This is a genomic window from Haloarchaeobius ordinarius (assembly GCF_051801355.1).
Classification (GTDB): domain Archaea; phylum Halobacteriota; class Halobacteria; order Halobacteriales; family Natrialbaceae; genus Haloarchaeobius.
Genome location: NZ_CP196560.1, coordinates 3,286,289 through 3,312,555, shown reverse-complemented (window position 1 = coordinate 3,312,555; position 26,267 = coordinate 3,286,289). Strand labels below are relative to the sequence as shown.

Annotated in this window: 22 protein-coding genes and 1 tRNA gene; 13 read left to right on the top strand and 10 right to left on the bottom strand. The window is 65.3% G+C overall.

Annotation, left to right across the window (positions count from 1 at the left end):
* Positions 1 to 72 precede the first annotated feature (72 nt).
* The gene (locus ACSC1R_RS17245) at positions 73 to 948 is read left to right on the top strand and encodes a DUF7827 domain-containing protein (RefSeq protein WP_439026958.1); all 876 of its coding nucleotides are present in this window, start codon (positions 73 to 75) and stop codon (positions 946 to 948) included.
* Between the two features lie 21 nt (positions 949 to 969).
* Here ACSC1R_RS17245 and ACSC1R_RS17240 read toward each other — a convergent pair whose 3' ends face one another.
* Genes ACSC1R_RS17240 through ACSC1R_RS17220 form a run of 5 tightly spaced genes read right to left on the bottom strand, consistent with a single transcriptional unit; the run spans position 970 to position 9,828 of the window.
* A complete protein-coding gene (locus ACSC1R_RS17240) occupies positions 970 to 2,121 on the bottom strand; it encodes an MBL fold metallo-hydrolase (protein ID WP_439026957.1) in 1,152 nt (383 codons plus the stop codon).
* A 46-nt stretch (positions 2,122 to 2,167) separates the two neighbouring features.
* Entirely contained in the window at positions 2,168 to 4,177 is a 2,010-nt protein-coding gene (locus tag ACSC1R_RS17235) for a SpoVR family protein (RefSeq protein ID WP_439026956.1), read from the bottom strand.
* A complete protein-coding gene (locus tag ACSC1R_RS17230; RefSeq protein ID WP_439026955.1) occupies positions 4,170 to 5,480 on the bottom strand; it encodes a YeaH/YhbH family protein in 1,311 nt (436 codons plus the stop codon). Before ACSC1R_RS17230 ends, ACSC1R_RS17235 begins: the two co-directional genes overlap by 8 nt.
* Positions 5,471 to 7,756: a PrkA family serine protein kinase gene (locus tag ACSC1R_RS17225; protein ID WP_439026954.1), complete on the bottom strand. Its 2,286-nt coding sequence runs from the start codon at positions 7,754 to 7,756 to the stop codon at positions 5,471 to 5,473. Before ACSC1R_RS17225 ends, ACSC1R_RS17230 begins: the two co-directional genes overlap by 10 nt.
* The gene (locus ACSC1R_RS17220; RefSeq protein WP_439026953.1) at positions 7,756 to 9,828 is read right to left on the bottom strand and encodes a PrkA family serine protein kinase; all 2,073 of its coding nucleotides are present in this window, start codon (positions 9,826 to 9,828) and stop codon (positions 7,756 to 7,758) included. The genes ACSC1R_RS17225 and ACSC1R_RS17220 overlap by 1 nt, the downstream gene beginning before the upstream one ends.
* 638 nt (positions 9,829 to 10,466) lie before the next feature.
* Between ACSC1R_RS17220 and ACSC1R_RS17215 the strand changes: the two genes are divergently transcribed.
* Genes ACSC1R_RS17215 through ACSC1R_RS17205 form a run of 3 tightly spaced genes read left to right on the top strand, consistent with a single transcriptional unit; the run spans position 10,467 to position 12,196 of the window.
* On the top strand, positions 10,467 to 10,871 hold the full coding sequence (locus ACSC1R_RS17215) for a DUF5820 family protein (protein ID WP_439026952.1): 405 nt from the start codon (positions 10,467 to 10,469) through the stop codon (positions 10,869 to 10,871).
* A gap of 39 nt (positions 10,872 to 10,910) precedes the next feature.
* Complete coding sequence (locus ACSC1R_RS17210; RefSeq protein ID WP_439026951.1) at positions 10,911 to 11,360, top strand: UPF0179 family protein; 450 nt, start codon at positions 10,911 to 10,913, stop codon at positions 11,358 to 11,360.
* Positions 11,357 to 12,196: a hypothetical protein gene (locus ACSC1R_RS17205; protein WP_439026950.1), complete on the top strand. Its 840-nt coding sequence runs from the start codon at positions 11,357 to 11,359 to the stop codon at positions 12,194 to 12,196. Before ACSC1R_RS17210 ends, ACSC1R_RS17205 begins: the two co-directional genes overlap by 4 nt.
* Here ACSC1R_RS17205 and ACSC1R_RS17200 read toward each other — a convergent pair.
* Positions 12,178 to 12,975, bottom strand: a complete 798-nt coding sequence (locus tag ACSC1R_RS17200) for a succinylglutamate desuccinylase (protein ID WP_439026949.1) — start codon at positions 12,973 to 12,975, stop codon at positions 12,178 to 12,180. The genes ACSC1R_RS17205 and ACSC1R_RS17200 overlap by 19 nt on opposite strands.
* Positions 12,976 to 13,092: 117 nt before the next feature.
* Here ACSC1R_RS17200 and ACSC1R_RS17195 point away from each other — a divergent pair, with 117 nt between their 5' ends.
* Together ACSC1R_RS17195 and ACSC1R_RS17190 are read left to right on the top strand one after the other, a co-directional pair.
* Entirely contained in the window at positions 13,093 to 13,821 is a 729-nt protein-coding gene (locus tag ACSC1R_RS17195; RefSeq protein ID WP_439026948.1) for a DICT sensory domain-containing protein, read from the top strand.
* A gap of 154 nt (positions 13,822 to 13,975) precedes the next feature.
* Positions 13,976 to 16,996, top strand: a complete 3,021-nt coding sequence (locus tag ACSC1R_RS17190; protein WP_439026947.1) for a G8 domain-containing protein — start codon at positions 13,976 to 13,978, stop codon at positions 16,994 to 16,996.
* Between the two features lie 16 nt (positions 16,997 to 17,012).
* Here ACSC1R_RS17190 and ACSC1R_RS17185 read toward each other — a convergent pair whose 3' ends face one another.
* Together ACSC1R_RS17185 and ACSC1R_RS17180 are read right to left on the bottom strand one after the other, a co-directional pair.
* Entirely contained in the window at positions 17,013 to 17,507 is a 495-nt protein-coding gene (locus ACSC1R_RS17185) for a DUF309 domain-containing protein (protein ID WP_439026946.1), read from the bottom strand.
* Positions 17,508 to 17,580: 73 nt separating this feature from the next.
* Complete coding sequence (locus ACSC1R_RS17180) at positions 17,581 to 18,849, bottom strand: hydroxymethylglutaryl-CoA reductase, degradative (protein WP_439026945.1); 1,269 nt, start codon at positions 18,847 to 18,849, stop codon at positions 17,581 to 17,583.
* A gap of 168 nt (positions 18,850 to 19,017) precedes the next feature.
* On the opposite strand from ACSC1R_RS17180, the gene ACSC1R_RS17175 reads away from it, so the two are divergent.
* From ACSC1R_RS17175 to ACSC1R_RS17160, 4 genes are all read left to right on the top strand, one after another.
* Positions 19,018 to 19,551: a 2'-5' RNA ligase family protein gene (locus tag ACSC1R_RS17175; protein ID WP_439026944.1), complete on the top strand. Its 534-nt coding sequence runs from the start codon at positions 19,018 to 19,020 to the stop codon at positions 19,549 to 19,551.
* Between the two features lie 188 nt (positions 19,552 to 19,739).
* Positions 19,740 to 20,963 carry a PQQ-dependent sugar dehydrogenase gene (locus ACSC1R_RS17170; protein WP_439026943.1) on the top strand — a complete coding sequence of 408 codons (1,224 nt, stop codon included), beginning with the start codon at positions 19,740 to 19,742 and terminating at the stop codon, positions 20,961 to 20,963.
* Between the two features lie 321 nt (positions 20,964 to 21,284).
* A complete protein-coding gene (locus ACSC1R_RS17165; protein ID WP_439026942.1) occupies positions 21,285 to 22,325 on the top strand; it encodes a hypothetical protein in 1,041 nt (346 codons plus the stop codon).
* A 148-nt stretch (positions 22,326 to 22,473) separates the two neighbouring features.
* A tRNA-Leu gene (locus tag ACSC1R_RS17160) sits at positions 22,474 to 22,557 on the top strand.
* A 259-nt stretch (positions 22,558 to 22,816) separates the two neighbouring features.
* On the opposite strand, the gene ACSC1R_RS17155 is transcribed toward ACSC1R_RS17160, so the two are convergent.
* Positions 22,817 to 22,972 carry a hypothetical protein gene (locus ACSC1R_RS17155; RefSeq protein ID WP_439026941.1) on the bottom strand — a complete coding sequence of 52 codons (156 nt, stop codon included), beginning with the start codon at positions 22,970 to 22,972 and terminating at the stop codon, positions 22,817 to 22,819.
* Between the two features lie 55 nt (positions 22,973 to 23,027).
* The gene (locus ACSC1R_RS17150; RefSeq protein ID WP_439026940.1) at positions 23,028 to 23,234 is read right to left on the bottom strand and encodes a hypothetical protein; all 207 of its coding nucleotides are present in this window, start codon (positions 23,232 to 23,234) and stop codon (positions 23,028 to 23,030) included.
* A gap of 89 nt (positions 23,235 to 23,323) precedes the next feature.
* Here ACSC1R_RS17150 and ACSC1R_RS17145 point away from each other — a divergent pair, with 89 nt between their 5' ends.
* The 3 genes from ACSC1R_RS17145 (at position 23,324) to ACSC1R_RS17135 (ending at position 26,167) form a co-directional block, all read left to right on the top strand.
* Complete coding sequence (locus tag ACSC1R_RS17145) at positions 23,324 to 24,130, top strand: inositol monophosphatase family protein (protein WP_439026939.1); 807 nt, start codon at positions 23,324 to 23,326, stop codon at positions 24,128 to 24,130.
* A gap of 339 nt (positions 24,131 to 24,469) precedes the next feature.
* Positions 24,470 to 24,919, top strand: coding sequence for an Lrp/AsnC family transcriptional regulator (locus tag ACSC1R_RS17140; RefSeq protein ID WP_439026938.1), 450 nt, complete (start codon positions 24,470 to 24,472; stop codon positions 24,917 to 24,919).
* 87 nt (positions 24,920 to 25,006) lie between these two features.
* Positions 25,007 to 26,167 (top strand): DUF63 family protein, encoded by a 1,161-nt coding sequence (locus ACSC1R_RS17135; protein WP_439026937.1) that lies wholly within the window; start codon positions 25,007 to 25,009, stop codon positions 26,165 to 26,167.
* The last annotated feature ends 100 nt before the right edge of the window (positions 26,168 to 26,267 follow it).

The window sequence follows — 26,267 nt, the reverse complement described above, 5'->3', positions numbered from 1 at the left end:
CTCACGATAGTTCTGGCCGCGTTGCTCCTGGCAGGCGTGATGACTCCGGTAGCCAGTGGCACCCACTCCCCGATGGCAGACGACCCCGACGACCTCTTCATCGAGGTGACGATGCCTCACAACGGAACGGCGTGGAACGTGACCGCAGCAGTCGGCGGCCCGTCGAATCACGAACTGCGGGTCGTCCTCCAGTCCCCGGAGAACGAGTCGCTCGCGACCCGGACGGTCGTGACGAACGACTCGGGAGCGGCGTCGGTCGACTTCGGCACGCGGGAGTCCGGCGAGTATCGGCTGGTCGTCGACGACCCGGACGGCAACGCCAGCGTGAGCACGAACCTGACGGTGCTCGTCGTCGACCCTGGACTGGCGCGAATCGAGGACCCGGTGATACGGACCGACGTCGGGTCGGTCGTCACCGTCCCGGTGGGCCTCGCTGGAACCGACCGGGGGACCGTGGCCGTCGACGACTCGACTGGCGAGCGAGTCGCGGTCGTCCATCTCGAAGACGGGAACGAGGACGGGACGGTCGCCTTGCTGTGGGACACTGGTGAGAGCGGCAGTGAAGCGATTTCGGCGGTGGGCAACGACACTGCCACGCTGGCCGACGAAACAGCGAACCTCGGTGAGCTACCAGCCGGCGCGTACGATCTCTTGGCCTGGCAGGGATGGGAACCGTCCGACGCGCAGGACATCTCTCGGCTCACGCTGGTGTCGAACGGCACGGCGACTACAACATCGACGACGGTCTCGCAGGAGACCACGTCCGCGACGCCGGCACCACCGACGCACACGTCGGCGACCTGGGAACCAACCCCACAGACTTCTCGCGGCGACCCTGTCGATATCCAGTTCGAGGACACCGAAACCCGACGCGTTCCCGGCTTCGGCGTCCCCGCGGTCCTCACCGCGCTCGCCGCCAGCGCCCTGCTCGCCTCCCGACGCCTGTAACCGCTCTCCTCCCGCTGCTAGTCACTCCTCGGCCGCACACCGGTTCGGCCCGAGTTCCAGTTCCACCGCTTCCTTCTCGTCCGCGAGTTCCTCCCGCCCGGTGTTCACCGCGATGACGCGCTCGTAGTTCGGCGGCTTCTCCGGCAGGTCGTCGGTGATTGCGGCGACAAACTCGTCCCGGTCGTCCTGAAGAAGCCCTTCGGACTGCCGACGTTCCCCAATCGACGCCGCGACCGGTTCACCAGGCGTGATAGGGGTCGAGCCGTCGTCGGCAACCGGGAAGTGGCCCGGACACACCGTCACTGAATCCGGTTCGGCGAGCAGCGTCCCGTGAAGGGTGTCGTACAGCGACTCCGCGCCGCCGACGGCTTCCTCACCGGAGAACTGCAACTCGGTCCGGCCCACGGACTCCACGAACAGGGTGTCGCCCGTCAGGACGGCCGCGCCGTTCACGAGGTAGCTCACCGACTCGGAGGTGTGTCCGGGCGTGTACAGTGCCTTCAGGTCGACCTCGCCCACCTCCACGACTTCGTTCCGCGCCAGCGGCACGTACTCGTAGCCGACCTCGCGGTCTTCGGCTGCGCGCTCGCCGAGGTAGTACGGGACGCCGAGTTCGTCCGCGAGAGCGCGGCCGCCCGAGACGTGGTCTGCGTGGACGTGGGTGTCGAAGACGGCGACGACCTCGTACCCGAACGCCTCCGCGGTCTCGCGGAACTCGTCGGTCTGGCGGGTCGCGTCGACCACCGCGGCCTGCTTCGTCCCGGTACAGCCGACGACGTAGCCCAGACAGCCCTTCGCGCGGCGCTGGAGCTGGATTATCTCGATGCTCTCGTCCGTCGTGGGGACCGCCGTCACGTCGTACGCGCCGCTGTAAGCCGCCATCCCCCCGTCGAGGACCGCCACGTCGTCGTAGCCCAGTTTCGACAGTTCTTCGGCGAAGGCGTAGGAGGACTTCCCGATGGCACAGATGGTGACGATGGCGTCGTCCTCGCTCGCGCCGGTAGCCGACTGGAACTCGCCCTTCTCGACCGCCTGGCCGGGCTTGTACGGGTAGTTCACGGAGTCGGGGAGCCGCCACCCCTCGAAGCTCTCTGTGCCCCGCGTGTCGACCACGACGAGGTCCTCGGACTGCTGGCGCTCGCGGAACTCGGCGACGGATATCGTCTCGGTCATACCCTCCCTACGGGACCGAGTGCGAAAAAGAGTCGACGCGAACTGCCTAGGCCAGCCACTCCTCGGGCTTGGTGTCGTAGTCCACGTCGTCGGCCGAGAGGTGTTCGACCTCCTCCCAGGCGAGGTCGGTTTCCTCGAACTTCTCGCCGTCGAACCGGATGAGCTTGCCCTGTTCGGTGGGCTTGGGCTCGCGGTTGCGCCGACGGGCGACCTCGCGGTCGTGGTCGGATATCTCTTTCACGATGGTCATGAGGTTCACCGGGCGACCCCAGAGCTCGAACACGCGTTCGAGCGTCTGTTTCGCCTGCTTGACGTCCAGCATGACCCCGTTGTACTGGTGCCCGAGCAGCAACTCGTTGCGGTTGTTGTAGTTGCCGTCGTACACCGCGATGGTCGGTTTCCCGAAGTTCGTGAAGTGCAACAGCAGCTTCTTTTTCACGTCGCTTGCGTCCTGACTGGCGACGCGGTACTGGCCGGTGGCGTGTGAGAACTCGTACGTGAAGTACTCGTTCTCGTCGATGAACTCCTGGGTCAGGAACTCGTCGATGAACGTCACGTCGTTGTGGCTCCGGCACACCTCGCGCATGCGGTCCCAGCCGCGGGAGTAGTCCACGTCGGCCAGGGCCTCTTCGACGGAGTCGTACACCTGGTCGTCGAACAGGTAGCGCCCGATGCGCTCCAGTTCGGACTGGCTGATGCGCTCTACGAACCCGCGGTTCTGGCGCTTGACCAGCGAGTAGTGCCGGTGGCACAGCCCCTCGTAGGTCAGCACTTTCCACGGGTACTTGTGGAGGTCTATCTCACCGGCTCTCGCCTGTTCGACCGCCTCCCAGTCCACGTAGGACTCGGGGAGCGTCTCCAGCGCCTCGAGGTTCTCGGGATCGATTGCGGCCAGCGCCTCCGGCGGCTGGAGTAACTCGCGGACCTGCGCGAAGTCGACCACGTCGCCGAAGTTCCGCCAGGTGATTCCCTTCGTTCGCAGGAGCTTCTCGACGACCTCCTTGCGGTTGGTGGCGTTCTCTATGTACTCCCAGAGCTCCTTGCCGAGTTTGTACGGGTTCAGGCCGGGCGAACCGAGGACGGCAGCCTGGTGTTCGGCGTAGTTGATGAACTCGTCGTCGCCGGCGAAGCGCTCGTTGCCCATCATGAGCGACTCCCAGTACGCTGCCCAGCCCTCGTTCATCACCTTCGTCATCTTCTGGGGGGCGAAGTAGTACGCCTCGGCGCGCATCATGTCGAGGACGTCCCGTTGCCACTCCTCCATGTCGACCGCCTTCTCGGCGCTGTCGTCGTACTGCTTGCCGTACATGCGGAGGAACGCGAGCAGGTCCTTCTCGGGCTCGGCCGGGAACGTCGCCGGCCCCTCGTCCGCCTCCTGTCTCGCCAGCCACTCCTCGTCGAACACCTCGCGGCGAACCTCCTCGGAGAGGTCCAGTTCGTCGAGTTTGTCCTCGATGTCGGCGAGATCGATGTCCTCGCGGGCCGCCTCACGACTATCCGAGCTGACCGGCGTGTAGCGCTTGTGCTGGTCGATGTTGTCCTCCAGCGCGAGCGCGTTGTCTATCCACTTCTCGACTTCGGCGCGTTCCACCTCGGGGTGTTGCATGTACTCCGTGATGGCGCGGGCGTGGCGTTCGAGCATGGCGGCCGCGTTGGGCGTCCCGCCGGAGAACAGCTGGAACCACTCGTTCTTCGCGAAGAAGTCCGAGTGCGCCTCGACGTGCGTGATGACGGCTTTCTGGTCGGCCAGCGTGTTCGACTCCTGCAAGAAGGCGTGTGCCGGGTCGTCGTTGTTGACGATTTCGAACGCCTTGCCGCCGCTGTACTGGCCCTGCTTTTGCTGGCGGTCGTACTGCATGCCCCAGCGCCAGTGCGGGTAGCGGTGCTGGAAGCCGCCGTAAGCGATGAGTTCGTTCATCTCGTCGTAGTCGACGATCCAGTAGTTCACCTCGTACGGCGAGAGCCCGAGCTTCTGGGCGAGGTTGCGCGCCTCCTCGACGGGTTCGCGCAGACCCCCGGCGATTCGCTGTTTTCGGAATCTATCTGCTTCACTCATCTGAATCACCCTCCGTCGAGAGGATGGTGTATATCGCGTCGGTCACGTCCTCCGGGCTGGAGACGTAGGCGACCGCGACGTTGTCGCTGCCGGCGAAGTGCGATTCGACCTCCTCGGCGTGGGTCGCGTTGATGGCCGTCCCGGTCGGCTGGGTCTCCACGTAGGCGTGGAGGTTCGCGTCGATGCGCTCCATCATCGGGATGACTCGCTCTTCGGTGTCGTTGCTGGAGTTCTCGGAGTCACCGGCCGCGAACACGTACCGGTTCCACTCGCTCCAGGGGTACTCCTCCAGCAGCTGGGCGGCGAGTTCGTACGCGCTGGATATCTTCGTCCCACCGCCCGAGCGGATGCCGAAGAACTCCTCGCGGTCGACCTCCCAGGCCTCCGCGTCGTGGGCGATGTAGACGAACTCGGCGTTGTCGTACTTCCCGGTCAGATACCAGTCCAGCGGCGTGAACACGCGCTCGACGAGTTCGCGTTTCTTCTCACGCATCGAGCCGGAGACGTCGCGGATGTTCACCACGACGACGTTCTTCTCGCGCTCTTCGATTATCTCGGGGTGGCGGTAGCGTTCGTCCTCGCGGCGGAACGGGACGTGCTTGATGCCCTCCCGTCGAATCTTCTGGTAGGTGGTCTCGCGCTCGACGTTCTCTTCGACCTCTTCGATGGAGGACCACTTCGTCTTCTCGTCGTCGGGGATGTTGGCGTAGGCGTCGTCGAGCCAGGCTTTCGACACCGGGATGGACTCGCCGCGTGCCCACTCGTAGGCCTTCTTCGGGCCCCAGCCTTCGATTTTGAGCACTTCGGTCAGGAAGTTCTCGTCGAAGTCCATCGCGAGCTTTCGCTTGAGACCCTCCTTGAACATGCGCTCGAAGTCGAGGGTCGAGTCGGGACCGGTCCGGGTGATGTCCGTAAACGGTCCTTCCTTCTCCTCGATGACGCGCTTGCCCTTCGGTTCGAGGTCGAGCCCGAGTTCCTCGTCGAGTTCCTCTGCGAACTCCTCGGGGTCCATCTCGTAGTACTCGTGTTCGCCGCCCTCCTCGCCGGGTTTGCCCTCTTCGCCCTCGCCGGGCTGGGGCTGTGGCTGGCCGACAGGGTCGCCCACCTCGGCGTCACCCTGACCGACACCACCCTGGTCGAGGCGGTCGTACTCGAACGACGGGAGGTCGACTATCTTGATGGGAATACGGACCTCGTCGGGGCCACTGCGGCCGAGTTCACCGTACTGGATGAACTCCTTGAGGTCCTCGCGGCGCTCCTCACCGACTTCTCGGAACCGTTCCAGGTCGTCTTTCAGTCCCATCTGTATGCCACCTGTCCCATGACGTGTCTGCTGGTCAGTTCGGCCGAGGCCTTCGTGTAGCCCTGCAGGTCGACCATCGCCTCGATGGTCTTGCGCTTGAGGCTGGCCGTCTCGGTGCCACTCGGCGGGTCGTCCCACTGGCGTGGGTCGAAGTCGTCGTACACTCGACGCACGTCGTCCCAGTCGTTCGATTCGAGGACGGTCTTGATGACCGGAATCGCCGTGAGGTCGACGTTGTCGATACTGAAGTCCTCGTCGCGGTGTTCCCACGCGTGGCGGTTCAGCGCCGTGATTATCTTCTCGCGGCGGAACGATTCGACCTCTTCGCTCGGCTGGTCGCCGGTGTAGTCGTCCTCCTCGAACCGACCGAGGTGTTCGACCTCGAATATCTTCATCTTCAGTGGGTCTGGCTCTTCGCGCTCGCCTCGCTCGTTGATGATGGGTTCGTCCGTCTCCCAGGCGTACACCTGCTCGACGTACTCGGCGACGGTCGCCTCGTCGACCTTGCGGTCGTGCATCATCGCGTCGATGACGTCCTGCTCCTGTGCGCCGAAGATGTGGTTTTTCACCTCGGCGACGCGGGCCTCGAACTCGGTGCGCTCACCGGTGGAGAACACCGGCGCGTCGACCAGCCCTTCGGCCAGCGCGTTGAGCACGTCACGGGGCATGATGACGCGCTCGACGTGGAGGTCCGGGTGGTGCCGGTCGGTCTCCTCGTGAAGCAGGTCCGCGAGGATGTCCCGGGTGTAGGTGACCGGCATCCCGTGGGTACCGTCGGCGGAGTCCCCGTCGAAGTCGAAGTCCTCTTTCGACCGCCGGGTGTCGCCCTCCTGCAGGTAGCCGCGGTCGAAGAGGATGGCCTTGTCGACGAGGTCGAGCCCCGTCGGCAGGTCGTCGTCGTCGAGTCGCGTGACCACGCTGTAGAGCGCGGCGGCCTCGATGGCGTGTGGTGCGAACTCCCTGTCCATGAGTTCGCCCGAGGCCTGCTTCACCGAGACCGTGACCGGCTGGCGAATCTTCGCGGCCAGGTCGTCGTACGACTCGGCCGTCCAGACCGTGTGCTCGCCGGTGAGCTCGCGGCGGATGAGTTCGGTCTCCAGCGAGAGGTTCGTCAGGTACGCGAACTCGTGCTTGTCGAGCCGGCGCTTGAGTGCTTTCAGTGGGTCCATCCCCTGTCGTTCGGCGTGCTGGTTGAGCTGGGCCTCTAGGTCGGGGTTCGAGATGATGAGCAACTGCGTGTCGATGTCCATCCCGATGCCCTTGTCGAGCTTCACCGTCCCCTCGTCGGGGACGTTGAGCAGCTTCTGCAGCAGGTCGGCGTGCTGGGCCGCGTCCTCGACGATGGTCAACAGGCCGTTGCCCTGGCTGAGGACGCCGTCGTAGCTGAACGCCTGCGGGTTCTTGCGTCCGCGTGAGTCGAGCTTCTGGAGCATGCCGTGCATCCACGAGCCGACCAGACGCTCTTTGGGCGTGCCGTCGTCCTCGCTGTGGAGGACGCCGACGCCCTTGCCCACGTCGACGATGTAGTTCTTCACCCGGAGGTGCCGGCTGTCGGCGATAGCCGAGAAGAGGTCCTTGCGACCCTTCCGGCGGTACATCTCCTCCAGGTAGTCGTACGCTTCGCGGCTGAACGGGTCGAGACGCTGTGTCACGTTGATGGGCACGTCCGAGTCGAGCGTGGCGTTGACCTGCGAGATGAGGTCGTCGCGGACCTCCGGCGGGAACACCGTCAGTGGGTTCGACTGAACGGGCGATTCGTACCAGTTCGTCTCGTCGTCGCCGCCGAGGTCGTCGCCGTAGCTCAGGCCGCGGCCACCACCGCCGGAGGCGATGTTCCACTCGACCGTGTACCGCCGGCCCTCCGTCGTCTTCGAGTACTCGCGGAGACCGTTGATGAGACAGCGCTTCAGCTCGGACTTGCCCGTCGCCGTGGGCCCGTCGAACCACAGGATCTTCTCGTGTTTGCCGCGGCCGGACGCGATAGACCGGAGGTCGTCCACGAAGGAGTTGAGCACCTCCGTGTTGCCGAGGACGGCGTGTTCACCGTCGTTGTGAGGGTCGTCGAAGAAGCGGTAGCGCTCTTTCTGTTCACCCTCTTCGATGACGGTCCGGGTACCGGCCGCCTCGATGGCCTGCAACAGGTACTTCGAGGCGTGGCTGGCGATGCTCGGCTGCTCGAACACCCGGTCGACGTACTCGGCGAGCGACATCGGCCCCTCGTAGGTCTCTTCGAGGGCGCGGTCGCCGGCCGTGACGAAGTCGTCTCCCCTGCTCATCAGTCTTCCATCTCTGCTTTGGCGACCTCCGCGCCAGCGAACTCGAGCACCTCTTTCGCGCCGTCACGCGAGTAGCCCTGTTCGATGAGCGCGTCGACCCACGAGTTCCGTTCGTCGTCGTCGGTCTCGTTGGCCGACACGAGGGCGCTGAAGTTGATGTTGTGTTTCTTGTCCTCCCAGAGCTTGCGTTCGAGGGCGCGGCGGAGGCGTTCGTTGTCCTGCGGGTTGAACGTCGTCCCCTCGCGGGCGCGACGGCTGACCCAGTTCGAGACCTCCTGACGGAAGTCGTCCTTGCGGTCCTCGGGGATGTCGAGGTTCTCCTCGATGGAGCGCATGAACTTCTCGTCGGGCTCCTGGTCGCGGCCCGTGATGTCGTCCTCGATGGTGTCGTCGTCGATGTAGGCCATGACGTGGTCCATGTACTTCTCACCCTGGCGCTGTATCTCGTCGATGTCGTACGCCAGCGCGTGGCGGACGTCCTCGATGGCGCGGGCCTTGTACTCCTCGCGGACCATCTCGAGGTATCTGTAGTACGTCTCGAAGTTCTCCTCCGGAATCGACCCGTGGTGTTCCAGGTTCTCCTCGAAGAAGTTGAAGATGGTCAGCGGCGACAGGAACTGGCGGCCGCGGTGCTTGGAGTCCATGATGGCCTCGGCTATCTCGTCGCCGATGAACCGGGGCGAGACGCCTTCCATGCCTTCGCCGATTTCGGCCTTGGACTCGGCCTCCTCGCGGAGCTTCTTGACGTCGATGTCGTCACCGTCGTCGATCTCGCCGTTGTAGGCCTTCGCCTTCTGTATCATCTCGACGGTCTCGGTGTCGGGCTCCTCGATGCGGGTGAGGACGGCGAACAGACCGGCCATCTCCAGCGCGTGGGGCTCGACGTGGATGTCGGGCACGTCCGCGTTGTTCAGCATCTTGCGGTAGATGTCCGACTCCTCCTCGTAGCCGAGGACGTACGGGAAGTCGATGCGCTTGGTCCGGTCGTTGAACGCCTCCATCTTCTCGTCGCCCTTCTTGTCCTTGTACTCGGGCATGTTCGTCCGCCCGACGATGACCTGGTCGATGTCGATTCGCGGGTTGTTCTTCGGCTTGATGGTCATCTCCTGCGTCGCGTGCAGGAAGTCGTACAGGAACTCCCGCTGCAGCTTCAGCAGCTCCTCACCGCTGAAGATGCCCCGGTTCGCGTTACAGAACGCGCCGGAGTAGTCGAACGCCCGCGGGTCGGACTCGCCGTAGATGGCGATCTTCGAGTAGTTGACGTCGCCCGTCAGCTCGGTCTCGTCCTGGTTCTTCTTGTCTTTGGGCTCGAAGGTCTCCAGACACTGCCGTTTGTTCTCGTCGGCGATGAGGCGGATGACCTCGACGTGGTTCTCCAGGACGGACTGGAGGTCGTCCTCGTAGTATTCGAGGAGTTTGTCCATGTAGAACTCGGATTCGGGGTCGAGCGCCTGCTCGTTCCGGATGGTGTACGGCGCGTCGTGGAGCTTGTTGAGCTCGTCGAGCACGCGCTGGCGCTGACGTTCCGGGATGAGGACCAGTGGGTCCTGGTTCATCGGCGACCGGACCACGTCGTCTGCCGGGTCCTGGTCGTCGACGATGTCACAGAGGTTCGTCCACCGGAAGGTGTACATCCGTCCTTCTTCGCGGAGGGTGTAGTCCTCGAAGTACTTCCGGCACATCCGGTCGAAGTGGGACTTCCCGGAGCCGACTGGCCCGAGCAGCAGTTTGATACGCCGCTCCGGGCCGAGGCCGCGAGCCCCGGATTTGATCTTGTTGACGAACTCGTGGATGCTCTGGTGGATGACCTTCCCGTAGAAGGTGTTCTCACCCTCGTGGAGCGGGTCCTCCGTGGCGAGTTTGTACTTGACGATGCCCTCGTGTTCGTCGTATTCTGTACCGTAGAAGTCGAACATGTCGGCCACGCGCTGGTGGGCGTTGCGGGCGACGAGTGGGTCCTCGTACAGCTCGTTGAGGTACCAGTCGAAGGACTTGGTCTCTCGTAAGTCCGAAGGCATCGACTCCTTGTATTCGTTGCTCAGTTCCGCGAGTGATTCTCTGGTGTCGGTCATGCTATCGTGGACAGGTTCGGTGTTCGCCGCGTGCCGAGCACGCCTCCCGGTCGCACGGTTCGCGCGCGACACGGCGGACGCCTGGCTCGGTATTCCTCCGACGTCATTCGCTCGTTCTGGGCGGCGGTGCACCCCCGCGTCGCCACTCGAACGACGCCACCGTCAGGTGCGTCTGTCGCCTCGTGGCGACGGAACATTGTGCCATGTGTGAACTTTCACCACCCTGCGGCGTGTAGCCGGGCCTCCCACGCGAGTGGATGTCGAGGGGGCGTCCGGAAAGGGCAGGGCGGTCACGTCGGTAGGGGATACCGAGGGGTGTATACAACTCCGATTCGGAGCCGCATAAGTTTGACCCCAACAAATATTTACCAGTATATACTCTCCTTTTAAGAGAATCGATTTCAGTGCGTAAGAACGTTATACGTTGTTCTGCCGACACGGTGTGCCGACCCCCTCCTTTATATGGGGTCGCGTTTCGGGTGTACGATGTCCGGCGGTTTCTCGTCTCCTCACTGGTCTGGGAGCCGGACGGTAACGGACCGTTCGAACGGGATGTTCTCCCCCCGGTCACTGCACCGTCGCCCAGACCGACCACGCGAATGGGCCATTTATATTCCCGCTTCGACTAGTGGCTCGCAATGACCACCTTCGAGGACCTCCCAGCGGGCTGGACGGTGTGGAACGAGGAGCCCGACGGCCGCTGTATCCTCGCCTACCGGCCCGACGTGTTCGACTCCGAGCAGTTCCCCGCGGCGTGTCTCCCGACGCTGTACCTCACACGGGGTCGCCGGAACCACCGCCGGCCGGGCGTCTCCCGCGAGGACGCCGTTTCGGGCGACTGGTACGTCACGCTGTACTTCGAACCCGAGGTCCAGCTTCAGGAGACGAACCGGTTCGAGAACCGCGAGGACGCCGTCACGGGCGCGGTCGAGTTGGCCCGACGGTTCGCCGACGGCGAGATAGACCCGCGGGATGTGTACCAGGTCCCCCGCGAGGACTACTTCGCGAAACTCGACGAGTTGACCGACTGCTCCACTGAGTGACGGGAAGCGCTTAACCGCGGCGGGGGTGTACGACGCGACATGTCCAAAGTCACGCTCATCGGTGCCCGTCTCGCCCACGCCGGCCAGGAGTTCGTCTACGAGGGCGAATCCAGTCTGTGCGAGGGCTGTCCCTATCGGGGGCAGTGCCTCAACCTCTCGGAGGGCGTGAAGTACAGGGTCAACGAGTTACGCGAGAACGCCCAGACCCTGGAGTGTGCGGTCCACGACGAGGGGGTCCGGGCGGTCGAGGTCGAACCCGTCTCGGTCCGTGCGAACGTCCCGTCGAAACACGCCTACGCCGGAAGCAAGGTGTCACTCGCCGGGCCGTGCCCGCACACCGAGTGCCCGAGCCACGAGTTCTGCGTCCCCGACGGGGCAGCCTTCGACGAGGAGTACCGCATCAGCGAGGTGGTGGGCGACCCGCCCCACGACTACTGCTACCTCGACCGTGAGCTGACGCTGGTCGAGTTCGACTCGCCCGACGAATGACGGGGGAGAACCAGGGCGATTCGGCGGATGACAGAGAGAGCGCCCACGAGGAGACACAGCCGCCAGTGGCGCAGGAACCCGTTCCCGCGATTACCGTCCTCGCCGAGGGCCTGCGGCCGATGCTCGACCTCGCGACGAGTGCGACCGGAAGTTTCGGACTCCCCGAGCCGATGGTCCTGGCGGACGACGTGCTCTCGCTCTCACCAGAGGAGCGGTTCCGGGAGTCAGCATCCAGGTATGCGAACCGGTTCGGCGTTGGCGGACTCACCGACCCGGAGAGCCTCGACGCGCTGGCCGCAGACCTGCCGATTTCGGACCCCCTCCAGACCGGCGTCCGGACCGTCGTCCGCAACGCCGGGCGCTGGCAGGGGCAGTTGCTCGCACAGTTGCTCGCCGAGCCGGACGACCCGGGCGAGTACCTCGCGCTCGTAGTGCTGCTCGAACGGCTCGAACGGACCGCGCTCGCGGTCCAGACGCGGCGAGAGACCGAGACGAGTGACGAGGCGTCAGCGGACGACCTGCCGTACCTGCTCTCGACGACACTCGCCATCCTCGCCCGGCTGGTCCGGCTCGTCACCGACGAGGACGCGAGCATCGACGACGAGGTGTATCTCGACGCGGTACTGGCGAGTTACCACCTGGAGTCGGCGAGCGGGTCCCGACCGGAGAGCGACCCGATGGAAAAGCGTGCCCCCGAGCGCCGGAAAATCGTCCACCTGCAGGGGGCGATGCTGGCGGCCGACACGCTGGACCTGCCCGCCGACCAGGTCGCCGAACTGACAGGCGTCGACCCGGCGCTGCTGGTCGCGGCCGTCGGTCACCGGGACGAGGTCTGACCGACCGTCCCGACCTTCTCTGCGGCGTAGCCGAACACGTCCTCGTAGCCGTACGCAGAGAGCAACACGGGGTAGAATTCCTCCTCGGCGACCCGTGACTCGCCGTCGACCGCGGCGAACGCCTCGCCCGATTCGACGCGTTCGAAGTTCGCGGCGAACACCTCGTACTCGTCGGCTGCGACCTTTGGAACCCGGTCGGTGAGTCGGTAGATGGGGACGCGCCGGGGCGGAATCGTCCCCGGAAGCGCCCCAACCGCGGTGAGAAACGACTCCGTCAGGTGGACCGCGTTTCGCTTCGCGTCCTCGCTCCCTTGCAGCCCACACTCGACCTCGATGGTCTGGGGGACCGAGTTGAATATCCGGCCTTCGACGTACCGGCCGGTCTCGACGATGGCCGCGAGGGGGAGGCCGGGGCAGACCTCGCGGACGACGTCGTCCACGCCGTCGACGACCGCGAACGGCTCGTCGTGTGACTGTGTCGAGTGCAGGGCGAGGACACGACAGCCAGTGAGTTCGTGTGCGAGGTCGTACGCGAGGCGCTTCTCGTGGGTGTCCCCGTCCGGGTAGCCGGGGAACGCACGGTTGAGGTCCTCCTCGACGTAACGGACGCATCGCTCGACAGCCGCCTCGTTGGCGACCACGAACTTCACCGCCCGGTCCAGGTTCGGAGACCTGTCGAGGAGCGTCTCGACTGCGTGGACCCCACAGGGTTCGTCCCCGTGGACACCGGCGACGACCGCGACCTCGGGTTCACCATCGCCCAGCACTGTCACCTTCATCGACCTGCGTGGTCCGTCCCGGCGGCAGAAAAGGGATTCGGACTCGGAGTGGACGAGATTCCGTGACCAATCTCTATGCCTGCCCGAGACGTATCTCTGGGTATCGGAGTCTTCGCCATGTCCCTCGCTCAGATTCTCGAACGGATGCGGTCCCGTCGCAAGACGATGACAGTGTACTCGACAGAACCGATTCAGGACCTCGACCTCGCGTTCGAGGCGCGGAACGTGACTATCCGGTACGAGCCGCTCCCGGCGGGTGACCAGGACGGGTTCATCGTCGTGAGCGACGACGGGGGATACATCGGCAGCGTCGGCCTCTGTGCGGTCTCACAGCTCGTCTCGCCGGACTGTGCCAGAGAACTCAGCCCGCACTACCACAACGCCGCGTTCCGGTGTCTACTCGAACTCCTCGACGACACCGTCTTCCGGTCGCTGGACAAACGCCAGTTGCTCGCCGCGTCGCGCGAGATCGAAGACCGGGCGTGGCGGGTGGGTCGGGGTGAACTCCACACCGGCTTCCAGCGGCTCAGTGCGCTGAAAGAGCAGGTGGTGGTGTACGAGCAACTGGCCAGCCGTGGTGACCTGTCCGTTCACGTGTACGGCCGGCTGGACTGGTCGCCGGAGTCGATGGTCAACGTGTGGTACTATCCGGTCGACTCAGAGGAGATCGGTCGGTTCTGGTTCGTCGTCTACGACGGGGGTGGCGACGACCTGAGTGCGTGTGCCCTGCTCGCCGAAGAGACGAGTCCCGGCTCGTTCGAGGGGTTCTGGACCTACGACCCGGCGGTGGTGGCGGCGATAAAGAACCACGTCAGCGAGCAGTACGGACCGGCGAAACGGCCGTGACACAGAAAATAATACTTTTCTAACAGGAGTGGCGGAGGAGTGGCGGAATGGGGGCGGCGGCGGCGAAACCTGAACGGAGTCCAACCTTTATCATCCATGTCTCTGAGGTGTACACAGAGATGGATGTGACGACAGGACGTGGAGGGCCACAGTAATGTCACGTGAGAATAACGATGGGGGATTCGACGCCGGAGACGGGGGGCGCGTCGGCTCAGACATCGAGGAGCGCGTGGCCGCACTGGAGAAGGGCGCGAGCGACCTCGCACCGACCCGGCGACTGTTGCTCGCGACGCTCGGGGCCGGAACCGCTGGTGCTGCACTCGGACGGTTCGGCCTGCCGAACCTCGCGTCGGTCGCGGCCGGTGGCGTCGAGGTCCCACCGCCGGGGAGAGCAGCGAGCCCGCCGGACCACCACGACCAGAGCGCCATCGAGGCACTGGTCTCGGAGGACCAGGTCACCCATCGCGCGAAGCGGGATGGGACGTGGCACGACCCGCGAACCTGGGGCGGGAGCGTCCCCGACGACTTCGCACGTGCCCAGATTCCGGCGGACGTGACCGTCACGCTGGCGGGTGGGTCGACGGCCCGGCTGAAGACGCTCCGGGTCGACGGCGCACTGGCGTTCCACCCGAAGCGAGATAGCCACCTCCGGACGGAGACGCTGGTCACGATGCCCGAGAGCGTCCTCCAGATCGGTCGCGAGTCGCGTCCCATCGCCCGCGACTCGGAGGCACGGGTCACCTTCGTCGACCTCGGCCCCATCGACGAGGACTGGGACCCCGAGCGCCTGAGTACCGGGTTGCTCGCTCTCGGCGAGGTCCGGGTTCACGGCACCGAGAAGACGACCTGGTCGGCGCTCGCCAGCGCCCCGATGCCCGGCGACCAGTCGCTCGAACTGCCAGAGGAACCGACGAACTGGGACGAGGGCGACCGGCTGGTCGTCGCCGGGATGGACCCGATGGCGAACGAGGACGAAGAGGTGTTCGTCACCGGTGTCTCGGGGTCGACCGTCGAACTCGACCGCTCCCTCAAGTACGACCACAGCCCGCCGAAGTCCGACCTCTCGGCGTACGTCCAGAACCTCGACCGGAACGTCCAGTTCGTCTCCGAGAACGAGGCCGTCCCCCGGCGCGGACACACCATGTTCATGTCCCGGAAAGTGGCGGTCCACTACGCCGGCCTGTACGGCCTCGGCCGGACCGACAAGTCCTACGCCTTCACGAACCCCATCCACGGGAAGCCACCCGAGGACGTGCCGCCGAACCCCCGCGCCCGGTACGCCCTGCACTTCCACAAGACCGGTATCGAGACCGAGGAACCGCACACCGTGAAAGGCGTCGCCGTGAGAGGAGGTCCCGGCTGGGGCGTCGTCAACCACCACAGCTACGCCGAGGTCACCGACTCCGTCACCTACGACGTGTTCGGCGCGGGGTTCGTCGCCGAGGCCGGGAACGAGCGCGGGACGTTCAAACGGAACTTCGCGCTCCGGTCCGAGGGGAGCGGCGACCTGCCGGACTCCCGTGACTTCGACATGGGCGACGACGACCCGGGCGACGTGGACGACTTCGGCCACGGCGGCCACGGCTTCTGGTTCCAGGGACCCGCCCTGACCATCGAGGACAACGTCGCGGCCGGGCATCGCCACCACGGCTTCGTCTTCTGGAACCGGCCGCTCATCGACCGCGAACTGCGCCCCGGCGAGGAGATACACGACCGGCGCGGGACGGTCGCGAACTTCCCCCTGAAGTTCGTGGACGACGAGCAGATGCCCCACCTCGTCGAGTCCGACCACGTGTACGACGGAAAGGTCTCCTCGGCGTACGTCCCTATCGAGTCGTTCCGGAACAACACGACGTTCGCCTCCGGGGGCGGCCTCGATATCTCCCGACACCAGTTCGGCTGGGACCACGAACGCTTCGAGGACTACAGCGTCGTCGAGGGGTTCACCGCGTTCAACGTCGGCCCGCTCGTCCGGTCGTGGGGCCGCGTCGCCGCGCCCGACCACGGCAACGCCGAGGGCGGGAACAACGGACTCTCGATTCGCTACAGCCACAATCTCCGGGTGAAAGACACCCGGCTCGTCTGGGGTCGCGGCCGCGAGGCGACGAAACGGGCCGTCGACGACGAGCAGGCCGAAAAGCACCCCGAGTCGCTGAACAGCGTCGGCATCAACCGGAACACGCCGTATCCCTTCCACGTCGTCTTCGAGGGCCTCGACGTGGAGGGCTGGAAAGTCGGGGCCAGGCCGCTCCCGCGGGGCATCACGGTCTACCGCGACAGCCGGTTCGCCAACGACGTGAACGTCAGCGTCGAGGACGGCCACCCGCACCCCTCGCGGCGCATCAAACTGGAGAACTGTACTTTCGAGCGCGGCAGCCGCGGGAACCTCCGTGTCGCCCTCGACGAACCCGACGACCGTGGCGCAGACGAGGTGTTCGACCCCGACGGCGGCGTCGTCCTCGACGGGCGGCAGGTGTACTACGAGGCCCAGCGTCCCGACCACGTGCCCATCCCGGACCAGAAAACGGTCGACCAGCTCGGCGCGGACGACCTGACAGAACTGGCGGGGACCGACGCCGGCAACCTCGTCGGGAAGACCAACCGCCAGCTGTACGACGAGTACGGCATCGCCGTGAAGGGTCGCCCGATGCCCGACGACGCCGTCAGCGACGAGCGAATCACGGGCGGATACCTCGACTCGCCGCCACGGTCTCCGCCCGAAGAAGTCTGGTTCGAGGCCGAGGACACGACCATCCGGGCACCGTTCGAGACGAAGTCAGACCCCAACGCCTCCGGCGAGACCTACGTCGTCGCGGGCGGCGTCGACAGCAGCCACGAACCGCCCGAGGAGGGCCACCTGACCTACGAGTTCGAGGTGCGAGGCGGGGAGTACGAGGTGTTCGGCCGGGCGCACCACCCCAGCGACGAGGACGACTCGTTCTGGGTCCGCATGGACGACGGCGACTGGATTCGCTGGGGCGGCGTCGGCGGCGACCGCGACTTCTCGTGGGACGGCGTCCCCGAACCAGCGACCGACGACTGGTCGGACCGTCGCCGGTTCTCCCTCGCCGAGGGCACTCACACGCTCACGGTCGCCTTCCGCGAGGACGGCGCACAGCTCGACAAACTGTTCGTGACGGGGACGGGCAGGACGCCCATCGGGTACGGGCAGTAAGAACGGACGGGGGCGCTCACGGCCCGTGTTCTGTCGACTCGGCGTACTCGTAATCTACGTCGCGGGCGTCGGGGCGTTCCCCGTCGAGCCGAATCCGCCAGCCGTCGAGTTCTGACGGTTCCTGTAGCGCGTTCGTGAGCACGGTCCGAATCTCGCGCAGGTCGACGCCGTAGTAGTCACCCGGCAAGCCGTGGAAGTACTGGAGGGCGGTGCGAAAGAGCGACCGCATCCCGTCGTCGTCCTCGAAGTCGTAGTGCTTGTACGCGCCGGCGGCGACCTGCACCATCCCGTGGAGGAACATGCTCTCGGCGTTCCCTCTGCCGTAGTTGTACCACTCGTCCTCGAAGCAGTCGTGGGACTCGTGGAAGGCACCGGCGTTGTAGAGCCGGACGCCGTGGACAAGGGCGCGCCGGAGGGTGTCGTGCTCCCAGCGCCCCTGTTCGGGGAGCCAGCCGGTCGGTGTGCCCTGTCGGGGCGGGCCGACGGTCGGGTCGGTCGTGTGCTCGTCCATCTGGGCGTTTGTTCGGCCGGGAGGCGGGTCAATCCATCGCTGCGGTCGGGGGCTTCCTCTCGAAGAAACCGGCCTACTCGGTCAGGTCGGCGACGAGTTCGCGAGCGCGACTCGCCCGGACGTCGTCCTCGGCGACCATCCGTGCGGCGACCTCGTCGACGAGGTCCTCGGGTGCCCCGGCCTCGGCGGCGACGTTCTTCGCGTGCAGTTTCATGTGGCCGGTCTGGATACCTTCGTCTGCCAGTGCCCGCATACTGGCGAGGTTCTCCGCGAGGCCCACCGCCGCGAAGATACCGGCGAGTTCGTCGCCCGTCTCCACGTCGAGGAGTTCCATCGCGGCATTGGCGGTCGGGTGCGCCCGCGTCGCACCGCCGACGACGCCGACCTGGACGGGGACCTCGATACTGCACGACAGGTTCCCGTCGGCGTCGACCTCGTACGTCGTGAGCGGGCCGTAGCCGTCACGTGCGGCGTACGCGTGGGCCCCGGCTTCGATGGCCCGCCAGTCGTTCATCGTCGCGAGCGCGAGGCTGTCCATCCCGTTGAGGACGCCCTTGTTGTGCGTGGCAGCACGGTAGGGGTCGGCGGCGGCGAACGCCCAGGCGTCGACGATACGGTCTCTGACTTCTGCGCCCGAGCGGTCCGTGTCGTCCCGGTCCAGCGCCCCGGGTGGTATCGTACAGCGGGCGCGAGCGATTCGTCGGTCGGCCAGGTTCGACAGGATTCTGAGCACGACCTCGCCGCCGGTCAGGTCCGCGACGGTCGGCGCGACCCCTTCGGCCATCGTGTTGACGGCGTTTGCACCCATCGCGTCCTGCGTGTTCACGACGAGGTGGACGACCAGCATCTCCCCGGTCGGCGTCTCCAGGACACGAACGTGTACGTCGTCGCACCCGCCTCCGTGTGAGACGAGGACGCCCTGGTCGTTCGCCTCGGCCCGGATATCGTCCGCGTGTTCGAGGACACGTGCTTTCGCGGCGTGTGGGTCGTCTACGTCGGTGACCTGAATCTGGCCGACCATGTACGGTCCCGTGACCGAGGTCGAGAACCCGCCACGCTCACGCGCCAGTTTCGCCCCGTGGGCGGCGGCGGCGACGACGCTGCTCTCTTCCGTCGCCATCGGAATCAGCCGGTCGGTCCCGTCGATGCGGAAGTTCGTCGCGACGCTCAGTGGATAGCCGATGGTCGAGAAGACGTTCTCAGAGAGCTGGTCGGCGGTGGCGAGGTCCGACGTGGATTCGAGTGCGTCGCGTGCCGCCGCTGAGAGGTCACACCGGTCGGCGAGCACGTCGAGCCGCTCGGACGGCGGTAACTCGTAGAAGCCTGGAATCCGAGAGTCCATGCGTCACGGTTCCGAGTTACGGTGCATAATCTATGTGTTTGCGCCGGACCCACTCCGGCTGCCGCCGTCACGGACGCGTTCGGTCGGTCGTCGGTCACGGCTCGACGACTGTCTCCTGCCTCCACTCCTCACGAACGAGATATGTCAGTCGGGCCCTTCACTCTGCACATGACCTTCGCCATCGTCACCACGCTCTCGGGGGAGAGCGCCGAGGAGGTCGCGCGCCTCTGGCGCGACCTCCACGACCGGTTCGGCCTTCCCGACGGGTCTCCGGTGCCCCCTCACTGTTCGTATCACGGGGCCGCCCGCTACGACGACAGCGTCGACGAACACCTGTCGCGTGTCGCCGCCGCGTTCGACCCCTTCGTCGTCCAGACCGCTGGTATCGGCGTGTTCCCCGGCGAAGCGCCGGTCGTCCACTGTCCGGTCGTCCGCACCGAGGCCCTCTCGACACTCCAGCGGACCGTCTTCGACGTTGCCATCGGCGAGGCCGACCACCCGAACGCGTACTACCAGCCAGCCGCCTGGCAACCACACGTCACCCTCGCACACGGTGACCTCAGGTCGGCAGCACTCGGTCCCGTCGTCGCGTTCCTCAACGACCGCAAGCCGTCGTTCTCCTTCGTGGTCGACGAACTCGCACTGGTCGACACCGACGAATCCGGCGACCGCGTGGTCGCTCGATACCCATTCGACCGGTGAGTGTATTCTGTCTGCCGGACGTCACCGGGCCCGAACTAGCCGAGGAATCGCCGGCGGGATCGTCGCTGTTCTCGCTGTCGTCGCGGCACCCAGAAAAAGTATATCTGGATTGTACATATCAAAGATTTTCTTATCCCTGCTGGCGACATCCTCTATTCATGGAATCTGATACAACACGTGGCAGATACGTGTCTGGAGACTCGACCGGGTCGAGTTCTCGGCGGAGCTTCCTTCGGTCTCTCGGCACGGGTTCCGCCGGGCTGGCACTCGCAGGTGCCGGGACAGCACGCGTCGATGCCGCTGGCACGTTCGACGGTACCGGGACGACTGCGGCCCTCGCTTTCAGCCAGGAGGGATTCGTCGACGAGGTCGTCGTGGAGGGGTTGGCTGGTCCCGTGTCGCTGGTGTTCGCTCCGGACGGTCGCCTGTTCGTCGGGGAGCGAGGTGGTCGCGTGTTGTCCGTCGACACGGCCACCGACACCCTCCCCGTGACACCAGTACCCTTGCTAACCATCCCGAACGTCGCGACCACCGGTGACGCCGGGGTTACGACGCTCGCCGTCCACCCCGCCTTCGACTCGAACGGCCGGCTCTACGTCTACTACTCGAACGCGCAGAGTGGGCGAAACCGAATCTCGTGGTTCGACGCGAGCGGGCCCACGGCCGACCCGTCTTCGGAGACCGTCGTCTGGCAGAAGATCAATCCACGAATCTCGTTCTTCCCGAACCTCCTCGGCCGACACTACGGGGGTGCGATGGCGTTCGACTCGGACACGAACCTCCTCCTCGCCATCGGAGACGGGTTCGTGAACCCGCTCAACGCCCAGGACGTCACCAACGTCGACGGGAGCATCATCCGCCTGACCGACGACGGAGAGATTCCCGACGACAACCCGTACGTCGATGTCTCGAGAGCACGCCCCGAGATATGGGCGAAGGGCTTGCGCAACCCCTTCCGTGGGTCCTTCGACCCGGTGCTGGACCGTTTCATCCTGGGGGACGTCGGCAGCAACAACCAGGTCACCTCTCGCGAATACGTGTTCGTCGGCGAACGGGACGCGAACTACGGCTGGCCACTCTGTGAGGTCGAAAGCCCGCTCTGTAACGGGGTCAGGACCCAGTCATCGTGGTTCTTCTACAGGCACAACCTCCAGCCCGCGTCCATCACCGGCGGGCTCGTCTACCGGGGCGACGCGTTCCCCGAGGAGTTCGACGGGGCGTACTTCTACGGCGACTTCGTCCGCGGGTTCATCCGCTACCTCACGCTCGACGGACAGGGCACCGTCACCGGTGACTTCGACTTCGCGACGGACGTCGGTCCCGTCGTCGACTTCGACGTGGGCCCCGACGGGTTCCTCTACTACGTCTCCATCGCCGGGACGGTCAACCGTATCCGTCCCGACACCGCGTAGAGACGACCGGGGTGGCGAACGCAGACCTCCTCACCCTGTATCTGTGCTGCGTTCGGCGGTTGGCTGTGCTTGTTCTCGGTGTGTGTCATCTAATGCGGGACGGACGAACGATTCTCCGCCGAGCCGCGCCATCTAATCGTTCGCTAACTGACCGACTGGGGCGGCTTCGTCTGGTCCGTTCCGATTCCCCCGATGAACACCAGATTCGAGGTGGCGAAACGTGTCACTTATTCGGTCGAACACCAGCGTATGTAAGCCGCGTTCACTCGAATGTACACGTACGTCGCGGCGGGTGTGGAACCATCGACGACACAACCCACAATGGCACGATATACCAGACGAAACCTACTCGCCGGTATCGGGACCGTCGGCGTCGCAGCCGCAGGTACCGGTATCGGCACGACCGCCGCGTATTACGGCGACGAGGAAGATGCAGAAGGTGAGTACAGCGCAGGTCGCGTCGACGTGAAAGTAGCGTTCAGAAGCCTGTACGAACCAGGAAACAGGTTCGAACTACAACCGAACGACCCACTCAGGGCGTCGCTTCGCCCCGTCGCGGGGGAGGAGTGGATGTTCGAACAGTTTGCTGCCCCGCAACTGCTCGCTGCTGCCGACAGTCGTTTCAGCGCGTCCCGCACGGCGTGGCTCACGTCGGTCACCACCATGGACGCCTGTCGCGACACGGTCGAGGGGTTCATCGACGGGGCGGTCGGACTACTCGTCTCACTACAGGACGTGAAACCAGGCGACCGCGGTCTGTTGACCATCTCCATCACGACGTGTGGCAACCCGTCGTACGTCTCCTCGTCGATGCTCGCCACCGACGAGTTCGGGGCACTCCCGCGTCGACCAGAAAACGGCGTGTTCGAACCGGAAGAACAAGCGGGCGACGACCCCGCGCTACTCGGAGACGACGACGGGGAATGGCCCGACTTCGTGCATCTGCGGGTTTCGGCCGACCCCGGCCTCACGGGAGATTTCGATGCGGCCAACGTCGTGTACGAGGGGTCGTTCACGGGGTTCTTCGAGGCACTCGAACTCGACCCGATGCTGTTGGCACCCGTCTCGGTCGCGACGACGGACAGTGACTGTTCGGCTCCGAACGTCGCCAACGTCTACCAGCTACGGTGGACGCTTCCGGGGTCGAACGACGACCTGTCGACGTTCGCCTCACAGGTCGACACGCAGGTCGGCGACAGCTTCGGTATCGACTACGTGGACGTCGACAGTGACGGCTTCGACTTCGGTGACGAGCTTCGGGCGCGGGGGTACGCAAATCCCGACGTGAACGTCACGCAGACCGACAGCTTCGTGTTCGGGATGGTGTATTCGGCCGAACAGTGCCGCCACAACACCGTCTGAGAGGGAAACAGAGACGTCCATCTCGTCTCCACCATCCCGTCTTCACGACGAATTTGGACGTCGTGGTACGAAACGACCGCAGTCCAGAATCGCGCGATTAAAGGGAGTCACCCGAGTAGGGGCAAGCACCACCGCAAGGCAGCCGCGTGCGAGGGTAGCCAAGCCTGGAAACGGCGGCGGACTCAAGATCCGCTCCTGTAGAGGTCCAAGGGTTCAAATCCCTTCCCTCGCACTGGCAACAGTGCGGCAAGACGGAGCGTCTTGCCCTCGCAAACTTCTGCGGACGTAACGCTCGTCGAGTACCAACTGGTGGCGGACTTGCGCTCTGCTCCTGTAGAGTCGCCACGAACGGAGGGATTTGAGCCAGGGAGCAACTCGTTGCGACCGTGGTTCAAATCCCTTCCCTCGCACTGGCAACAGTGCGGCAAGACGGAGCGTCTTGCCCTCGCAAACTTCTGACGAACGAAATAGAGAATCAGCGACAGCGGCGCTCAGAAGCCGCGTTCGTTGTCGTCGTCGTCGCCGACGAACGGGTTGTTGTCGGCGTGGCTGGGGCCGTCGTTCGTCGTCCCGCCGAACTTCCAGCGGAGGGCGAGCATGAACAGGATGGCGACGGCGAACAGACCGATCTGGACAGCTTCGACCATACCCGGAGATGGCCGGTCGAGGGGCAAAAGCGTTGTTCTGTCACAGCATGGTGGGTCACTCGCGTCGAAGTCGCTCGACGAGCGTGACTCTGCCGTCACCGTCGGTGTCCATCGAGCCGCTGTCCATCCTTCCGCTATCGGTGTACTCCACGTCGGGTTCGGGTCGTTCACCCCGGTTCAGTCTGGTGAGTTTCTGCCAGCCCATGACGAAGAACCCGACCAGACAGAGGAGGACGAACAGTTCGGCGTACACGCTAACCATGATTATTCACGGCTGCCGTTCGAGATAAAGTTTCTTGCCGGATGGCAGAAACCGGTGGGTATTTTCGTCCGGGTGCCCGGAGTGTGGGCATGACCGAGTACGCAGACCGCGTTCGGGTGGCACGGGACGCCGCGCGAGCGGGGGCCGAAGTTGCGGCCGATGGCTTCCGGACCGGTATCGCCATCGAAGAGAAGGGCCAGAAGACGGACGTGGTGACGCAGGCAGACAGGGACGCCCAGCGGGCAGTCATCGAACACATCCGCGGGGAGTTCCCCGACGACGCCATCGTCGGTGAGGAGGACGACGAGCTGAAGTCGGTCCCCGACTCGGGGCCGGTGTGGGTCATCGACCCCATCGACGGGACGAACAACTACGTCCGTGACATCCCGGTGTGGGCGACGAGCGTCGCGGCGGTCGTCGACGGGGAGGCGGTCGCAGCCGCGAATGCGATGCCGGCGCTCGGTGATTACTACACTGCCGGGCCCGACGGGGCGTCCCTGAACGGAGAGGAACTCGCGGTGAGCCAGAAGGACGACCTCGACCGCTTCGTGGTCTGCCCGACCATCTGGTGGGAGTACGACCGCCGGGACGAGTACAGTCGTGCCTGTGAGGTCATCGTCGAGCGTTTCGGCGACATGCGGCGGTTCGGCTGCGCGCAGGCCGTCCTGGGCATGGTGGCTTCGGGGGCGATGGAGGCGACCATCACCAACGTCGAGGTGAACCCCTGGGATACGGTCGCAGGCGTGTATCTGGTGCGCCAGGCCGGTGGGACCGTGACCGACCTCCACGGCGACCCGTGGACACACGAGAGTCAGGGTCTCGTGGCCTCGAACGGGACGCGACACGAGGCGGTGCTGGCGGCGGCACGCGAGATAGAGAAGATTCGGACTGCGTGAGCGGGGAGTCCGTTCTGGTGGGTCGGGCCGGACTGGTCTCCGGTTTCTCGTGGTCGTCCCGTCACGACCCCTGAACCGGCTGGTCGACCAGGACGCCGACTATCGCGAGCGTCTATGACCGCACAGCCCCGCGACCGCACCACGCCCTCCCCAGCCGATTGCGCTCCTCGTTCCGCTTCACTACGTTCCGCTCCACTGTGGTGCGCTTCCCTCGCGCAGCCGCCTCGGAACTTCACTGACGTTCAGCACCCTCACCGGCGCACGCCACCCGGCGAGATTCCGCACGTGAAACCGCCGGAAGTACGGTCTCTTATCACCCTGGGGCGTGTCCCCCCGCGCATGGAACTCGACGAGACGGACCGCCACATCCTCCGCATCCTCCAGGAGAACGCGCGGACCACCTTCAGCGAGATCGCCCGACGTATCGACATGTCGAGCGCGACCGTCCACGACCGGGTGGGGCGGTTGGAAGACGCTGGCGTCATCGAGGGGTACCACGCGAAACTGGACCCGAAGGCCGTCGGCCTCGGTATCTCGGCTATCATCGGCCTCCGGGTCGAACAGGGCCGCGAGAAGGACACCCTCCAGCGCCTGCAGGACATCGAGGGGGTCCAGGAGGTCCACCTCACGACGGGTGAGTGGGACGTGATGGCCCGGGTCTACGCGGCCGACGCCGACGCGCTCCGCGAGTTGATGTTCGACCGCATCGCCCAGATGGACGGGTTCGCCCGGTCACAGACGATGGTCATCCTCGGGACGCCACACGAGTCCGAGGAACTCCCGCTGTGAGCACGAATCGACCGACGCGGGGACGCCCACGTACCCGTCGCGCACGAGACCAGAAGGGTAATGCCGAACCGCGCCCGCGGTGCGCATATGAGTGACGTGATAGAGCGTATCGGCGTCGGGCGCGCGTGGGCGGCGACGGTCGCCCTGCTCACCCTGGTGTTCGGGCTCGGGTCGATACTGTTCACCCGCGAGGTGTACGCCAACTTCGTCTGGCACTACTTCTGGGGTCCCGTCTACGCCGACGCGAAGGGCTGGAGCTGTGCTGCGTGGGCCAACGGCGAGCAGATACAGCCCCAGAGCTGTAGCAACGTCCCCGCCGGGATGGGGCCGGTCGCCGAACCGGGCTACACCGTGGTGTCCGAAATCGGCTACGCGGTCATCCTCCTCGTGATGCTGGTCGGGGTCGCCCTGCTGCTCAAACAGCTTCGCATCGAGCGCTACCGGGCGATGTTCTACGGCCTGTTCCCGTTCATGTTCTTCGGCGGAGCGCTCCGGGTCGTCGAGGACGTGAACAATCGCGCGGCAGATGTCCGTGCCGACGAGATAGCGAGTGGTGTCGCTCCCGCAGAGGCGACTGGCGTCCTCATCGACTACCCGCTCAATGCGTTCCTCATCAGTCCCATCATCTACTTCACCGTCTTCTTCGTCGCGCTCGGGGCGCTGGTGGTGGCGGTCTATCTCTCGCGGAACGTCATCGACCGCACCTACGAGTACCCGCTGTTCGCCATCGCCAGCGTGATTCTCGCGGTGACGCTCGCGTACCTCGGCTGGGCGTCGCTCACGAAGGAGTTCGTCTCCTTCTACCCGCAGGTGCTCGTGGTCGTACTGGTCGGTGCGACCCTCTGTGCCGGAGGTGTCTGGTACCTCATCGAGACCGTGAAACCGGAGGTTAATCTCGGCACGGGCACGATGGGTCTGGTCATCCTGTGGGCGCACGCGGTCGACGGCGTCGCGAACGTCGTCGGGCTGGACTGGATGACGTTCCTGACCGGGCAGCCAAACCTCACGGGGAAGCACCCGGTCAACCGGTTCATCGTCGACGTCTCTGGCGGTGTCCTCCCGGCGTACCTCGACGCGTTCCCGTTCCTCATCGTCAAACTGGTCGCCGCGACGTTCGTCATCTGGGTCTTCGACGAGGTCGTCTTCGAGGACAGTCCGCGGTTCACCGTGATGTTGCTCGTGGCCATCGTGGCCGTCGGGCTCGGTCCGGGGACCCGCGACATGCTGCGGGCGGCACTGTACGTATAGAACAGATTGCTGGCCCCGCTACAGGGTATCCAGCGTATTTCTCGGGAAGTACCGGCTTCCACAGTTCGCACATTCCGCGACGACGAGTGGTCCGTTCGTG